Genomic DNA, 14,302 nt, shown 5'->3' on the forward strand with positions numbered 1-14,302 from the left:
TGACACTTTTTTGACGAAATGCGGCTCTTGCGGGGGATTCATGATTGCCGGAAGCGTAACCGGACGTGCACCGATTCGTTTCGCCCCTTGCTGGCGGCTTGAGCGCGGGAGGTGATTCCCGCAGGCGATTCTCTCGCTTGGGGCAGAGAGATTGTTTCGCCGCCCGGCCTAGCCGACTAAGCGAACATGATTCCCTGCCAGAAACTAGTGATCGACGCGTGCTCAGGAAATCGGGGATGGCGGAGAAGATGGGATTCGAACCCACGATACGCTTTTGACGTATACTCCCTTAGCAGGGGAGCGCCTTCGACCACTCGGCCACCTCTCCGGTGCGGCCTAACTATGGTGACCGGTCTGTGAATGCAAGGGTTTTTTGAGTTTTCACCAGAAGAAATGCAGCGAGCTGCAATTCAGCCGGTTGCGCAAACAAACCGCATTTCCTGGCGAAATCCGCGGATTTGATCGCGCTTCGTTCTCTTCGATGAAGAAGCCGATCTCAGCCGAGCAGGCTCTTGAGGTCGGCAGAAGGGTCGGCGAGAATCGATTTATCGGGATTGGTCCCGGATTCCAGCAGTTTTTTGCCGGTCACATAGGCCTTTGCGTCGTTGATCGCATCGACGGCAATCAGCCGGCCTTCCCTGAAGTACCAGACCGAATGGGCGCCTTCGCGGGCGCCGGGGCGTAGCAGTGTCTCGTCATAACCAAGATTGAAGCCGGCGATCTGCAGCTTGACGTCATACTGGTCGGACCAGAACCACGGCTTCGGATCATAGGGCTCGCTGCCGCCGGCGATGACGGCTGCCGCCGCTTCGGCCTGGTCGACGGCGTTCTGCACCGATTCGAGCCTGATGCGTCCACCCTGCCAGAGAAGTGCGGCGCAATCGCCAGCCGCAAAGATCGCCGGATCGGAGGTGCGGGCGAATTCGTCGACGACAATGCCGTTGGCAACTTCGAGGCCGGCTTCCTTGGCAAGCTGATCGTTCGGGGCGACGCCGATGCCGACGACGGCGAAATCGATATCGATGACCGATCCGTCGGAAAGCGCGGCGCCGGTGACGCGGCCATCCTTGCCGATCAGATGCTTGAGTCCGGTCTTCTCGCGGATCACCACGTCATGGGCCTCGTGGATCACGCGCATGATGTCGGCGGTCTCCTTCGCCGCGACGCGCTGCAGGATGCGGTCGGCCATCTCAATGACGGTGACTTCCAGGCCGCGATGGCGGGCAACGGCCGCCGCCTCGAGACCGATATAACCGCCACCGATGATGAGGACGCGGCGACCGGGGCGCATCTCGTCAGCGAGCAGGTCGGCATCGCGCTTGTCGCGGGCGACATAGACGCCTTCGAGATCGCCGCCGATTGCGGCCGGCAGCCGGCGCGGCGTCGAGCCGGTGGCGAGCGCCAGCGTGCCGTAATCAAGAACGGAGCCGTCCTGCAGCAGAACCTGCTTGCTGTCCGGCTTGATTTGCTCGGCCCAGGTCGAAAGGCGAAGGTCGACGTCATTGTCCGCATACCAGTGCTGGTCGCGAAACAGCAGGCGGTCGAAAGCCATTTCGCCGAGCAGGTATTTCTTCGAAAGCGGCGGGCGCTGATAGGGAGCGACGTCCTCTGCGCCGATGAGCGTGATCGGGCGCGTATCCTTCAACGCACGCAGCTTGGCTGCCAATGCGAAACCGGCCTGTCCCGCGCCGATGATCACCAGTCTATCCGTCACGATCTCACTCCTGAAGCTGCGCCCGACGCCCACGCCAAGGCCTATTCCCTACCCCACGCCCCGTCAACGGAAAGCGGCCTCTTACATTCAGCCGATCTCGATCCAGCGGCGCTCGTGGAAGGACTGTGCCATGGCATGCACCGACTTCTCTATCCTGAGACCGTCTTCGAATGTCACGATCGACGACGGCTCGCCTGATATTGCCCGGATCAGCTCACGGCATTCGATGATCTTCAGATCGTTGAAGCCGAGGCCGTGGCCCGGTGCCGGGATAAACCGATCATAGGGCTGATGGGCGGGGGCCGCCAGTATCTTGCGGAAGCCCTGCTCGGAGCCACGGCCGTCGGCCTGATAGAGGTCGAATTCGTTCATCCGCTCCTGGTCGTAGACGATCGAGCCTCTCGAACCATAAATCTGCAGCGCAATGCGGCCCTTGCGACCCCAGGCGGCGCGATTCGCCATCAACACGGCGGAGATGCCGCCGCCAAGTCGCATCAGCACGTTGGCGCCATCGTGGTTTTCGACGGCACGGCGACCGCCCTCGCTCAGCGGGCGGTCGGCATAGGGTTTGACCATATCCGTTATGACGGCCTCGACATGACCGAAAAGATACCAGAGCAGCGACAGCGGGTGCACGGCGAAATCGTCGAGCGCGCCGTAGCCGGCGGAAAGCTCGCTCTTCCAATAGAAGAAGACATCCGGATCGGCCATGAAATCCTCGTCCATCTCGACGCGGATGTGGTTGACCGTGCCGATGGCGCCCTCGCCAATCAGCGTCCTGATATGCCGCATGACGGGATTCTGGATGTAATTATAGCCAAGGGCGGCAACCTTGCCTGATCTTCTCGCCGTTTCCAGCATGCGCTCGGCATCGGCATAGGACGGCGCCATCGGTTTTTCGCACCAGACATGCTTGCCGGCCGCAAGGGCTGCAATCGCCATCTCGGCGTGGAACTGATTGGGCGTGGTGACGGAGACGACGTCGACCTCGGGGTCGGCAATCAGCGTCCGCCAGTCGGCCGTCGCCTTCTCGAAACCGAATTCACCGGCACGCGCCTCAGCAAGTCCGGCATTGGCTTCGGCCAAATGCACGAGACGCGGACGCTCGACATCGCCGAACACCGTCTTTACCGCGTTCCACGCCAGCGCATGACACTTGCCCATATAGCCGGTGCCGATCAAACCGATGCCGAGTGGCTTCATTTCCGTCTCCTCCAGAGTTGCGCGCCGATTTTTGGAATATTTGGATCATTTTGACAAGGGACCTGCTTACAAGCATTTCTGCGTCCTTCCCTGAAAAGATTGCCTAAAATCCTTCAATTACAGGAGATTAAAAACAATTAGGCGTGTCGTTTGAAATCGTTTATGCTCGATAATATGGAATGTTTGTTTCATCTCGTGAGCCGCAAGCATGGATAACGATCCCCAGAGGCACGCGCGCGTGCCGCGCGATTTCGAAAGCCTGCGCAGCACAATCATCGAGCGCAAGGCGAGCATGCCGAAGCGGCTGGCGCAGGTCGCCGCCTTCGCTCTCGGCAACCCCGACGAGATTGCCTTCGGAACGACGGCGAGCATCGCGGCCGCCTCCGACGTCCAGCCGTCGACGCTGGTGCGCCTGGCGCATCATCTGGGTTACGGAGGTTTTTCCGACCTGCAGAGTATCTTTCGCGAAAGATTGCGCGACCGGACGCTGAGCTACGAAGAACGCCTCGTCACGCTCGAGCAATCGAGCGGCGACGATGAGGACGCCAATCTGCTTTCCGGTTTCATTGCCGCGGCAAGCCAGTCGGTCAACCGGCTGGCGGCGACGGTGCAGAGCGATACTTTCACCAAAGCGGTGAATATCCTTGCCAGCGCCGAGACGATCTATCTGATCGCCAAACGGCGCTCCTACCCTTTGACGGCGCACATGACCTACGCTTTTTCCAAGCTTAACATCCGCCACCAGATCGTCGCCTCGCCGAACGGCGTCGACCCTGAAATGGTGCAGTTCGCATCACCGAAGGATGCAGCGATCGCGGCGAGCTTCTCGCCCTATGCGGCCGACAGCCTTAGCCAGAGCCAGGAGCTGGCCGACCGCGGCGTCCCCGTCATCGCGATCACCGATTCGGCCTTCTCGCCGCTTGCCGCCTGCGCCACGCACTGGTTCGAGGTGGCGGAAGCCGATTTCGCCGGCTTCCGCTCGCTTTCAGCCTCGATGGCGCTCACCATGGCACTGCCGGTTGCAATTGCCGAGCGACGGCGCAAGCGTCAGCAGTCAAAACCTGTAAAAGGCAAAATGGAATAAACATTCCGAATTGACAAAATATCGGAACCGATGTTTCATTATTGAAAATTCGCAGGCACTGGAAGCCGCGCAAAATCTAGCGGGAGGACATCATGGTACAATCGAATCCGGGTTCACAGCCGGAGCCGGCGCTTGATGTGATCACCATCGGCCGTTCCTCGGTCGATCTTTACGGCCAGCAGATCGGTTCGCGGCTTGAGGATATTGGCTCCTTCGCCAAGTCCGTCGGCGGCTGCCCGGCCAATATCGCCATCGGCACGGCGCGGCTCGGCCTCAAATCCGGCCTCATCACTCGCGTCGGCGACGAGCAGATGGGACGTTTCATCCGCGAGCAGTCGGCGCGCGAAGGTGTCGCGACAGACGGCATCGTCACCGACAAGGAGCGGCTGACGGCGCTGGTGCTGCTGGCGGTCGAGGCCGAGGGCGTGTCGCCGATGATCTTCTATCGGTCGGACTGCGCTGACATGGCGCTCGATGAAGGTGATATCGACGAAGATTTCATCAGATCGTCGCGCGCCGTTCTTGTTTCCGGCACGCATTTTTCGCGACCGAACACCGAGGCCGCGCAGCGCAAAGCCATTCGCATCGCCAAGGCGAACGGCCGCAAGGTGATCTTCGACATCGATTACCGGCCGAACCTCTGGGGTCTTGCGGGCCATGCGGAAGGTTTCGAGCGCTACGTGAAATCCGACCGGGTCTCCTCGAAGATGAAGGAGACGCTGCCGGACTGCGACCTCATCGTCGGCACCGAAGAGGAAATCCTGATCGCTTCCGGCGCCGACGACGTGCTCGGCGCGCTGAAGGAGATCCGCCGCCTGTCACCTGCGACGATCGTCTTGAAGCGCGGCGCCATGGGCTGCATCGTCTATGACGGGCCGATCGCCGACGATCTAGAAGCCGGCATCATCGGCCAGGGTTTCCCGATCGAAGTCTTCAACGTGCTCGGCGCCGGCGATGCCTTCATGTCCGGCTTCCTGCGCGGCTTCCTGCGCGACGAGCCGCTGAAGACCTGCGCCACCTGGGCCAATGCCTGCGGCGCCTTCGCCGTCTCCCGCCTGCTCTGCTCGCCGGAATATCCGACCTGGGCGGAACTCGACTTCTTTCTGACGACCGGCAGCAAACACCGGGCGCTGCGCAAGGACGAGGCGCTCAACCATATCCACTGGGCATCGACCCGGCGCGGCGAAATCCCGCTTTTGATGGCGCTGGCGATCGACCACCGTTCGCAGCTGGTCAGCGTCGCCGATGAGCTCGGCGTCGGCCATGAGAAGATCGTCGCCTTCAAGCGGCTGGCGGTGGCGGCAGCGGCGCGGGTTTCGAACGGCCGCGACGGCTACGGCATGCTGATCGACGAACGCTTCGGCCGCGACGCTTTCTTCGATGCGGCGACGAAGAATTTCTCCTGGATCGGACGGCCGGTGGAATTGCCAGGCTCGAAGCCGCTGCGCTTCGAATTCAGCCAGGATATCGGCTCGCAGCTCGTCGAATGGCCGCTCGGTCATTGCATCAAATGCCTCTGCTTCTATCATCCTGATGATCCGGCTGAATTGAAGACGGAGCAGCAGGAGAAGCTGCGGACGCTGTTCGAGGCCGCCCGCAAGGTCGGCCGCGAGCTGCTGGTGGAGATCATCGCCGGCAAGAACGGACCGCTCACCGACGACACGATCGCAACCGCGCTGGAGGAGCTCTATGCGCTCGGCATCAAGCCGGACTGGTGGAAGCTGGAGCCGCAGGCATCCCGTGAAGCCTGGAAGAAGATCGATGCGGTGATCGCCAAAAATGATCCATGGTGCCGCGGTATCGTGCTCCTGGGGCTCGAGGCGCCCGCCGATGAGCTGATCTCTTGCTTCGAAGCGACGCTGGCAGCTCCCTCCGTGAAGGGTTTCGCCGTCGGCCGGACGATCTTTGCCGATCCGGCGCGTGCCTGGCTTTCAGGCGAAATGAACGACGAGGAAGCGATCGCCGATATGGCCGGCCGCTTCCGGCAACTGACAGAGGCGTGGCTGAAAACGCGCGACCTCCACTGAGAATTAAGACCCTCCCCAACCCCTCCCCACAAGGGGGCGGGGCTAACCTGCCGGGCTCTTTGCATTCTCGCCGCAGCGTTTCGTCTAAAAGGACGCTTGCTCATGGTGTGAGGCGGTGCCCCAGGTTAAGTCCCTCCCCTTGTGGGGAGGGGTTGGGGAGAGGAAAACGCGAAAAGAAAGATTGCGGGAGGCCTCGATGGGCAAGACGATACGGTTGACGATGGCGCAGGCCGTCGCGCATTTCCTGAAAGTACAGATGACGATCGTCGACGGCAAGAAAGTGCCGATCTTCGGCGGCGTCTGGGCGATCTTCGGTCACGGCAATGTCGCCGGCATCGGCGAGGCGCTCTATCAGGTGCGCGATGAATTGACGACCTATCGCGCCCACAACGAACAGGGCATGGCGCATGCGGCGATCGCCTATGCCAAGGCGAATTTCCGCACGCGCTTCATGGCCTGCACCAGCTCGATCGGCCCAGGGGCGCTGAACATGGTGACGGCCGCCGGCGTGGCGCATGTCAATCGTATTCCCGTTCTCTTCCTGCCGGGCGACGTCTTCGCCAACCGCGCGCCGGATCCGGTGCTGCAGCAGATCGAGGATTTCGGCGACGGCACGGTTTCGGCCAATGACGCCTTCCGTCCGGTTTCGCGCTATTTTGACCGCATCACCCGGCCCGAGCAGATCATCACGGCGCTGAAGCGCGCCATGCAGGTCCTGACCGACCCCTTGGATTGCGGTCCGGTGACATTGTCGCTCTGCCAGGACGTTCAGGCGGAGGCCTATGATTATCCGGAAAGCCTGTTCGAGGAAAAAGTCTGGACGACCCGCCGGCCGCAACCGGATGCAGATGAGCTCGCAAATGCCATCGCGCTGATCAAGGCATCGCAGAAGCCGGTGATCGTTGCCGGCGGCGGTGTGCTTTATTCGCAGGCGACGAAGGAGCTTGCCGCCTTTGCCGAGGCCCACGGCATTCCGGTCGTTGTCAGCCAGGCCGGCAAATCGTCGATCAACGAAACCCATCCGCTGGCGCTTGGTTCGGTCGGCGTCACCGGCACCTCGGCGGCGAATGCGATCGCCGAAGAGACGGATCTCGTCATCGCCGTCGGCACGCGCTGCCAGGATTTCACCACCGGTTCCTGGGCGCTGTTCAAGAATGACAGCCTGAAGATGATCGGCCTCAATATCGCCGCCTATGACGCGGTGAAGCACGACAGTCATTCGCTGGTGACTGACGCCCGCGAAGGGCTGAAGGCGCTTTCGGCCGGACTTTCGGGCTGGAAGGCGCCGGCAGCACTCGCCGAGAAGGCAGCGGCAGAGAAAAAGATCTGGATGGAGGCTGCGGCCAGGGCGATGGCGACGACCAATGCCGCCCTGCCCTCCGATGCGCAGGTGATCGGCGCGGTGGCGCGCACGATCGGCGGCGAGAATACGACTGTGCTTTGCGCTGCGGGCGGCCTTCCCGGCGAATTGCACAAGCTCTGGCCGGCGACAGCGCCGGGCAGCTATCACATGGAATACGGTTTTTCCTGCATGGGCTACGAGATCGCCGGCGGGCTCGGCGCCAAGATGGCGCGTCCCGAACGGGAAGTCGTCGTCATGGTCGGCGACGGTTCCTACATGATGATGAATTCCGAGCTCGCCACCTCGGTCATGCTCGGCCTCAAGCTCAACATCGTCGTGCTCGACAATCGCGGTTATGGCTGCATCAACCGATTGCAGATGGGAACCGGCGGCGCCAACTTCAACAATCTGCTGAAGGACTCCTATCACGAGGTGATGCCGGAGATCGATTTCCGCGCGCATGCCGAAAGCATGGGCGCCATCGCCGTCAAGGTCGCCTCGATCGTGGAACTGGAGCAGGCGCTCGCCGCCTCGAAGAAGAACGACCGCACCTCGGTCTTCGTCATCGACACCGATCCGCTGATCACCACGGAAGCCGGCGGCCACTGGTGGGATGTCGCAGTGCCTGAGGTCAGCCCCCGCGAAGAGGTCAACGAAGCGCGCAAGGGCTATGTCGAAGCACGCGCCGCCCAGCGCATCGGTTAATCTATTGCTATGACTTCTCGGAAGAGCGTCCCGGCTCTTCCGCAGTGCTTTTAAGGAGAATGTTGATGAAGGCCAAACTCGGCATGTCGCCCATCGCGTGGTGGAACGATGATCTTCCTGAGCTCAGCGACGATGTGTCCCTGGAGGAATGCCTGCGGCAATCACGCAGTGCCGGCTTTACCGGCATGGAAAAGGGCCGCCGCTTCCCCGAGGATCCCGAGGTGATGCTGCCTATTCTGCGCGCCGCCGACGTCACGCTGTGCGGCGGTTGGTTCTCGGGCACGCTTGTTGACGAGGAGCTAGCCGTCAACAAGGACCGCATCGCGCCGATGATCGAACTGTTCAAGGCCGTCGCCGCGCCCTGCATCGTTTATGGCGAGGTGGGCCGCTCGATCCAGGGCGACCGCTCCAAGCCGCTCGCGACCAAGCCGCGCCTTTCCGATGACGAGATGAAGGTCTATGCGCGCCGCGTCACCCAGTTCGGGGAATGGTGCGCCGAGCAGGGCATGCCGCTCTCCTACCACCATCACATGGCCGCCGTGGTCGAAACCGAACCGGAACTCGACGCCTTCATGCGCCATTCGGGCGAAGGCATCCCGCTGCTGCTCGATGCCGGGCATCTCGCCTTTGCCGGCGGCGACGTGCTGCGCGCCATCGGAAACCACCACGCCCGCATCAACCATGTTCACGTCAAGGATATCCGCAAGCCGGTGGTGGATGGGCTGGACCGCAGCCGCCAGTCCTTCCTCGATGCGGTGGCACTTGGCGCCTTCACGGTGCCGGGCGACGGCTCGCTCGATTTCGCCGCCATCGTCCAGCGGCTGGCTGATCACGGTTATAAAGGCTGGTTCGTCGTCGAGGCCGAACAGGATCCGCGCAAGGCCCCGCCGCAGAAAATGGCCGAGATCGGCCACGCCGAGTTGATGCGCGTCATGACGGCCGCGGGCTATACCGTGGAAACGGAAGGCTTTCCTAAGGGATAGCGGGAGCAAAAAGACCCCTCCCCAACCCCTCCCAACAAGGGGAGGGACTTAACTTGAGGCACCACCTCGCACCAGACAGCGGCCACCTTGCAAGAGAGAATGCCGCAATATGGGCGAGACAGCACGGCAGGTTGGCCCCTCCCCCTTGTGGGGAGGGGTTGGGGAGGAGAATTTTCCAACTTACGAGGAAAACACCAATGCCAAATCTCAAGATGAAACCATCCGGCACGCATGGCCGCGTCACGCATGTCACCCCGGAAAATGCCGGCTGGACCTATGTCGGCTTCGATCTGCATCGGATGAAGCCGGGCGAGACCGTTTCGGGAGAGACGGGCGATCGCGAAGTCTGCCTCGTCTGGGTGACCGGCAAGGGCAAGGCGTCTGCCGGCACCAAGGATTTCGGCACGCTCGGCGGCCGGATGAACCCGTTCGAAGGCGCCCCGCATGCGCTCTACATCCCGATGGAATCGACATGGTCGGTGACGGCGGAGACCGATCTGGAGCTCGCGGTCTGCTCCGCACCCGGCGGCGGCAGCTATCAGGCGAAGGCCATCCCGCCCGGCACGCACCCGCAGGTGACGCGTGGCAAGGGCACGAATGTGCGCTACGTCAACAATATCATGCCGGAAGACGACAGCTCGGCGCATTCGCTGCTGGTCGTCGAGGTGATTACGCCTGGTGGACACACCTCTTCCTATCCGCCGCACAAGCACGACCAGAACGACCTGCCGAACGAGAGCTTCCTGGAAGAGACCTATTATCATCGCCTCAACCCGCCGCAGGGCTTCGCTTTCCAGCGCGTCTATACCGACGATCGCTCGCTCGACGAGGCAATGGCGCTCGAGGACGGCGATGTGACGCTGGTGCCGAAAGGCTATCACCCCTGCGCCGCCTGCCATGGCTATGACCTCTATTACCTCAACGTCATGGCCGGCCCGCAGCGGATCTGGAAATTCCACAATGCCGCCGAGCACGAGTGGCTGCTGAAGGCGTAAGCGTCGCGCTCGATCGCTAAATAATCTGACAGCGCGAAAACGCCGCTGATGGTTCACTGCCTCCATCCAAACACGGATGGAGGATTACCATGCATAGCTCGAATTTCACGATACCGGCCCGAAATATTCGCTCTTCGCGTCTTACGCGACCCGGCCTGTTCCTTGCCGCAATCAGGTCGGCGCGCTGGCTGGCGCGCAAAGTAAACGAACGACGCAACCGGAATGCGTTAATGGAGCTTTCCGACGAACAACTGAAGGATATCGGCCTTTCCAGGGGGCAGACGGAAAGCGATGTTCATGTCTACAGCCGTTACTGAAGTGCTGTTATAAGTACTGTCGGTTCTGGCCTGTCTGATACGGAATATGCAATGTCGCAGTACTCAACGGCACCGCTTCTGAAAACGAAGATGGTCACCATTCGTGACATCGTCTGCAATGGCGAGTGCCGTCACAAGAGCGACGAGGAATGCGCCCACAGGACGAGCCTCGTCTATCCCTATCGCGGCGTCTTCATGCGGCATGTCGGCCGCAACGATACGGTGGCCGAAGCCAATCAGGTCCTGTTCTTCAATGCCGATCAGGGATATCGGATCAGCCATCCGATCGAGGGCGGCGATGCCTGCATCGATCTGGCGATCGACGAATCCATGCTCGAAGAGCTTACGCCGAAGGAGCAGGTGCAGCCCGGCCCGCCCTTTGCCTTCCGTCGCCAGCGCCGACGGATCGATCCGCGCGCACAGGCTCTGGTCGCTCTCCTGCGTCATGGTCTCAGCCGCAATGTCGCCGAGACGCTGGAGGCGGAAATATTGGCGCTGACGCTCGTGCGCCGCTCTCTCGGCGAGCGCACATCGCATGCGGCGGGCGCCAGCGCCGGCCGGCAGAAGCTCGTCGACCGGGCAAAGCTGGTGCTTTCCTCCGATCTCGCGCGGCGCTGGACACTTTCGGAAATCGCCGCCGAAGTGGGTGTCTCGCCCGTTTATCTCACCCAGGTCTTCCAACAGGTCGAGGCGACGCCACTTTACCGCTACCAGCTGCGGCTGCGGCTTGCCCGCGCGCTCGATCTGCTCGGCCAGTATGAGGATCTGACCGCGCTCGGTCTCGATCTCGGCTTTTCCAGCCACAGCCATTTCAGCGCTTCCTTCAAGCAGACTTTCGGGCAGACTCCGGCCGAATTCCAGCGCGCGGCGCAATTGCGGCGCAAGCGAAAGCCTACAGCGCCGCGCCTCTTTTCGAGAGCCGCAAAGGATGCTGTAGCACTTTGACCCCCCGCATAATTTCTTAAATCGATCCCGATTTAAGGAATTATGCGGGGGGTCAATCGCTAAAGATTTCGACAGCGGCGATGCGGTCTTCGATGATCTTATCAGCCTGTCCCGACCGCGGGACGATCAACGGAGGATCACCAGATGAAGAAGACCACCTGCGCTGCCTGCGACTGCGAACTCGGCGCGGAGACCATCGCCGTCAAACTCGGCGGCAAGACTGTCGAGGTCTGCTGCCAGGAATGCGCCGAGGCGCTGAACGAGGCGGAAGCCGCGACAACGGCCGCTTCGAGCGGCAAGGAATAGACGATGCAGGAAAAGCCGCGCTGGTGAGCGCGGCTTTTCCATCTATACTTTTGTTTTGCGCAATTCCGGACGATCGGTGCCGCCGTTTTGATGAAGACGCCAGCCAGCCGGTGAGAAAGGCATTGCCTTGGAAGAGATCGGACATGGAGAAATCCGTGCGATAGCGGGCGAGGCCCGATCCGGCTTAAAAATCCTGCAGATCCGGACCGCCTCAAAGAATGAAAGCTGGATTAAAGAATGAGAGCATGATGTTGTCCGAAAACCGCTCACACTTTTCGGCATCATGCTCTATAGATCGAGCACCAGATGCGGCACGCCGTTCGAGGTCTTTCTCGGCGAGATGCCGTCGGCATCAATCTGCGCGTTCACACGCTGGCGAAAGGCCGAGAAGCTCTCGAAGGTTACGACATCCACCGGCTCGTCGAAATGGATGGTGATCCTGTGGAGGTCGCCGCCCGGCAGGGCCGAAAGCGCCAGGACTTCGCCGGTGAACGGCTGGTTGAGATAACGGCCGCGAATATGCGCGCCGACGAAGAGCGGCGTCTTTGGAGCGGCATTGGGCTTTGCCGCAAGGGCCGCGAGCGTGTTCCAATCGCGCACGCCGTGCTGGCGGGCAATCATTTCCAGGGCCGCACTGTGGGTCAGCGTGGTGCCGCGATCGTTCATCGCCTGGCGCAGGCGCTTGGCCTGGGCCTTCAATTCGTCAATGGCAGGATAGGTCGTCGTCATGGCGTGAGCCTTCGCAAGGCATGCTCTTCGACTGCGGATGGGAGCTCGCATTGCCGTCAGTCAGCATGCACAAAGGGCCGTGACCATGATCGCGAGGACTTCACCATGGATTTTCATCCGCGAGCGGCCGGTGCCTCGAACCGGCCTTTGTATGCGCGAACGCCGCCGACATGTCAAGAATGGCGCATCTGCTTCAGGAATGCGCAGCTTTGGGGCAAATCTGCACGAAATCGATGCGATTTTCCCGCGGCTTTCACATAAGCATTCAATCTTAACGGTGTTCTTCAGCAAATGTCAGCATTCTTCGGCTAATATCCTGTCGTATTACAAGCGGAGGCTAAAAGGGCCTTTCAGATGCACCTCGACACAGAACACCCCAAGCCGGAACGTGCTTACAGGGAATTCAACCTCGACAGGCCCGGCAACATCATCTTCGTCGGCCATCACCTCAGCACCGGGACGCAGGTGCGCTGCCTGATCCGCACGATCACGCTTGCCGGCGCATTGCTCGAAGTCCGCCCGAACCTGGAAATGCCGAGCCATTTCTTTCTCGAAATCCTCGGCATCCATGACGAGATCGGTGCGACCGTGGTCAAGCGCGAAGGCGAAATGGTGACGATCAGCTTCAACATGCTGATCAATCCGGAATTCCTGCACCACGTGTTGCGATTGAACTTCGAAACCTGAGGCTTTCTCCGATCCGCGAATCATCGCGGCACGGCACCTTTGTTTCTGCATCCCGTCGTGCGACAAGGCGCGCGATGATCGGAACGGCCCAGAGAAATCCGCGCCATTCCGGACGATCGAGCGGATCGGCCAAGGGATCATGGCGGATCCGGCGATTGCCGATTTCGATTTCCCTAAAGAGAACAACCCAGTTGAGATCCATTGCTGCATTCTCCATCTATTTGGCTCAAGCACTTGAGCTAAGCCTTCGCGGCCTTCCGATGTAGAGGCGCTGGGGAAAGGGGGTTTTCATCCATGAAAGATGCGAGCTGGGACGACCTGCAGCTTTTCTTCCATGTTGCGACCGGCGGCGGGCTTTCGGCGGCGGCGACGCGCACCGGGCTCAGCGCACCGACGATCGGCCGGCGCATGCTGGCGCTCGAACGGGTGACGGGCCGCTCGCTGTTCAGCCGCGGCCCCACCGGTTATCTGCTGGCCAAGGACGGGCAGGAGCTGCTCGATCGCGTCCGACTGATGCAGGATGCGGCGCGTGGGATCTCCGACTGGCGCGGCGAGGTGCTGACGCTGCCGATCGTCTCGACGGCCGCCGACAGCTGGACCTCGCGCTTCGTCGCCGACCATCTGGCCAGCGTCTGGACGCCGAAGGACAGCTTCCGCATGTGCTACAAGACCTGCGATGCGAGCGTCGATTTCACCTATCGCGAGGCGCATATCGCCATTCGCCACAGCCGGCCGGAGAGCGGCAACGTCGCGATCCGCCGTTCGTCAAGGTGGCACATGCGGCTTATCAGGCGGCCGGCTATGACGAGAAAAACTGCAACTGGATCTCGCTCGGTACAGATACCGCCATCACGCCGGCGGACAAATGGACGTTCGAACAGCCGGATTCCTGGATTACCAGCTGGACGAACACGCCGCATATGCTCTTTTACCTCATCCGCGGCGGTGCCGGCCGCGGCGTACTCCCCTGTTTCATCGGCGATCAGGAGCGCAGGCTCGTCCGCGCCGGACCGGTCATCGAGGAACTGACCTACGACATGTGGATCGTTGCGCATGACGACGAGCGGCAACGCCCGGAAGTCAGGATCGTCATCGACCGCCTGGCGGCGCTCTTTGCCGATCATGAAGATCTGTTTGCCGGGCAGAAACCATCCGCGTGACGCGAAAACGCGGGCCTCTCGACCCGCGTTCCCTCAGATTGGGCTAGAGCGGTTCAGCTTCACGGGAAGCGCATAACCGCTCTAGCCGTCTGTTTTACACAATTC

The 14,302-nt window shown here is 61.3% G+C and carries 13 protein-coding genes, 1 tRNA gene and 1 pseudogene; 10 read left to right on the forward strand and 5 right to left on the reverse strand.

Going from position 1 to position 14,302, the window contains the following annotated elements:
• Positions 1-237: 237 nt before the first annotated feature.
• From V8P77_RS21250 to V8P77_RS21260, 3 genes are all read right to left on the reverse strand, one after another.
• Positions 238-328, reverse strand: a tRNA-Ser gene (locus tag V8P77_RS21250).
• 168 nt (positions 329-496) lie between these two features.
• The gene (locus V8P77_RS21255; RefSeq protein ID WP_335914125.1) at positions 497-1,714 is read right to left on the reverse strand and encodes an NAD(P)/FAD-dependent oxidoreductase; all 1,218 of its coding nucleotides are present in this window, start codon (positions 1,712-1,714) and stop codon (positions 497-499) included.
• An 87-nt stretch (positions 1,715-1,801) separates the two neighbouring features.
• The gene (locus V8P77_RS21260; RefSeq protein WP_335914126.1) at positions 1,802-2,917 is read right to left on the reverse strand and encodes a Gfo/Idh/MocA family protein; all 1,116 of its coding nucleotides are present in this window, start codon (positions 2,915-2,917) and stop codon (positions 1,802-1,804) included.
• Positions 2,918-3,125: 208 nt separating this feature from the next.
• Here V8P77_RS21260 and V8P77_RS21265 point away from each other — a divergent pair, with 208 nt between their 5' ends.
• From V8P77_RS21265 to V8P77_RS21300, 8 genes are all read left to right on the forward strand, one after another.
• Positions 3,126-4,001, forward strand: coding sequence for a MurR/RpiR family transcriptional regulator (locus tag V8P77_RS21265; RefSeq protein ID WP_335914127.1), 876 nt, complete (start codon positions 3,126-3,128; stop codon positions 3,999-4,001).
• A gap of 92 nt (positions 4,002-4,093) precedes the next feature.
• Complete coding sequence (locus tag V8P77_RS21270; protein WP_168306450.1) at positions 4,094-6,028, forward strand: bifunctional 5-dehydro-2-deoxygluconokinase/5-dehydro-2-deoxyphosphogluconate aldolase; 1,935 nt, start codon at positions 4,094-4,096, stop codon at positions 6,026-6,028.
• Between the two features lie 196 nt (positions 6,029-6,224).
• Complete coding sequence (iolD, locus tag V8P77_RS21275) at positions 6,225-8,075, forward strand: 3D-(3,5/4)-trihydroxycyclohexane-1,2-dione acylhydrolase (decyclizing) (protein ID WP_335914128.1); 1,851 nt, start codon at positions 6,225-6,227, stop codon at positions 8,073-8,075.
• A gap of 65 nt (positions 8,076-8,140) precedes the next feature.
• The gene (iolE, locus tag V8P77_RS21280; RefSeq protein ID WP_335914129.1) at positions 8,141-9,058 is read left to right on the forward strand and encodes a myo-inosose-2 dehydratase; all 918 of its coding nucleotides are present in this window, start codon (positions 8,141-8,143) and stop codon (positions 9,056-9,058) included.
• Positions 9,059-9,255: 197 nt separating this feature from the next.
• Positions 9,256-10,053 (forward strand): 5-deoxy-glucuronate isomerase, encoded by a 798-nt coding sequence (iolB, locus tag V8P77_RS21285; RefSeq protein WP_335914130.1) that lies wholly within the window; start codon positions 9,256-9,258, stop codon positions 10,051-10,053.
• Positions 10,054-10,142: 89 nt separating this feature from the next.
• Positions 10,143-10,370, forward strand: a complete 228-nt coding sequence (locus V8P77_RS21290) for a DUF1127 domain-containing protein (protein WP_335914131.1) — start codon at positions 10,143-10,145, stop codon at positions 10,368-10,370.
• A gap of 51 nt (positions 10,371-10,421) precedes the next feature.
• Complete coding sequence (locus V8P77_RS21295) at positions 10,422-11,315, forward strand: helix-turn-helix domain-containing protein (RefSeq protein ID WP_335914132.1); 894 nt, start codon at positions 10,422-10,424, stop codon at positions 11,313-11,315.
• Positions 11,316-11,459: 144 nt separating this feature from the next.
• Positions 11,460-11,621: a hypothetical protein gene (locus V8P77_RS21300; protein WP_335914133.1), complete on the forward strand. Its 162-nt coding sequence runs from the start codon at positions 11,460-11,462 to the stop codon at positions 11,619-11,621.
• 288 nt (positions 11,622-11,909) lie between these two features.
• On the opposite strand, the gene V8P77_RS21305 is transcribed toward V8P77_RS21300, so the two are convergent.
• The gene (locus V8P77_RS21305; protein ID WP_335914134.1) at positions 11,910-12,350 is read right to left on the reverse strand and encodes a glyoxalase superfamily protein; all 441 of its coding nucleotides are present in this window, start codon (positions 12,348-12,350) and stop codon (positions 11,910-11,912) included.
• 354 nt (positions 12,351-12,704) lie between these two features.
• Here V8P77_RS21305 and V8P77_RS21310 point away from each other — a divergent pair, with 354 nt between their 5' ends.
• Complete coding sequence (locus V8P77_RS21310; RefSeq protein ID WP_335914135.1) at positions 12,705-13,037, forward strand: hypothetical protein; 333 nt, start codon at positions 12,705-12,707, stop codon at positions 13,035-13,037.
• On the opposite strand, the gene V8P77_RS21315 is transcribed toward V8P77_RS21310, so the two are convergent.
• Entirely contained in the window at positions 12,988-13,239 is a 252-nt protein-coding gene (locus V8P77_RS21315) for a hypothetical protein (protein WP_335914136.1), read from the reverse strand. The two genes, V8P77_RS21310 and V8P77_RS21315, sit on opposite strands and share 50 nt — an antisense overlap.
• Positions 13,240-13,331: 92 nt before the next feature.
• Here V8P77_RS21315 and V8P77_RS21320 point away from each other — a divergent pair.
• Positions 13,332-14,197 (forward strand): annotated as a pseudogene (locus tag V8P77_RS21320) (LysR family transcriptional regulator).
• Positions 14,198-14,302: the final 105 nt, after the last annotated feature.

The sequence above is a fragment of the Rhizobium aouanii genome, assembly GCF_037002925.1.
Taxonomy (GTDB): Bacteria; Pseudomonadota; Alphaproteobacteria; order Rhizobiales; family Rhizobiaceae; genus Rhizobium; species Rhizobium aouanii.

Excerpts from the sequence above, each read along its gene's own strand:
- V8P77_RS21260 (WP_335914126.1), bottom strand. The coding sequence starts at position 2,917 with ATGAAGCCACTCGGCATCGGTTTGATCGGCACCGGCTATATGGGCAAG.
- V8P77_RS21265 (WP_335914127.1), top strand. The coding sequence starts at position 3,126 with ATGGATAACGATCCCCAGAGGCACGCGCGCGTGCCGCGCGATTTCGAA.
- V8P77_RS21270 (WP_168306450.1), top strand. The coding sequence starts at position 4,094 with ATGGTACAATCGAATCCGGGTTCACAGCCGGAGCCGGCGCTTGATGTG.
- iolD (WP_335914128.1), top strand. The coding sequence starts at position 6,225 with ATGGGCAAGACGATACGGTTGACGATGGCGCAGGCCGTCGCGCATTTC.
- iolE (WP_335914129.1), top strand. The coding sequence starts at position 8,141 with ATGAAGGCCAAACTCGGCATGTCGCCCATCGCGTGGTGGAACGATGAT.
- iolB (WP_335914130.1), top strand. The coding sequence starts at position 9,256 with ATGCCAAATCTCAAGATGAAACCATCCGGCACGCATGGCCGCGTCACG.
- V8P77_RS21290 (WP_335914131.1), top strand. The coding sequence starts at position 10,143 with ATGCATAGCTCGAATTTCACGATACCGGCCCGAAATATTCGCTCTTCG.
- V8P77_RS21295 (WP_335914132.1), top strand. The coding sequence starts at position 10,422 with ATGTCGCAGTACTCAACGGCACCGCTTCTGAAAACGAAGATGGTCACC.
- V8P77_RS21300 (WP_335914133.1), top strand. The coding sequence starts at position 11,460 with ATGAAGAAGACCACCTGCGCTGCCTGCGACTGCGAACTCGGCGCGGAG.
- V8P77_RS21305 (WP_335914134.1), bottom strand. The coding sequence starts at position 12,350 with ATGACGACGACCTATCCTGCCATTGACGAATTGAAGGCCCAGGCCAAG.
- V8P77_RS21310 (WP_335914135.1), top strand. The coding sequence starts at position 12,705 with ATGCACCTCGACACAGAACACCCCAAGCCGGAACGTGCTTACAGGGAA.
- V8P77_RS21315 (WP_335914136.1), bottom strand. The coding sequence starts at position 13,239 with ATGGATCTCAACTGGGTTGTTCTCTTTAGGGAAATCGAAATCGGCAAT.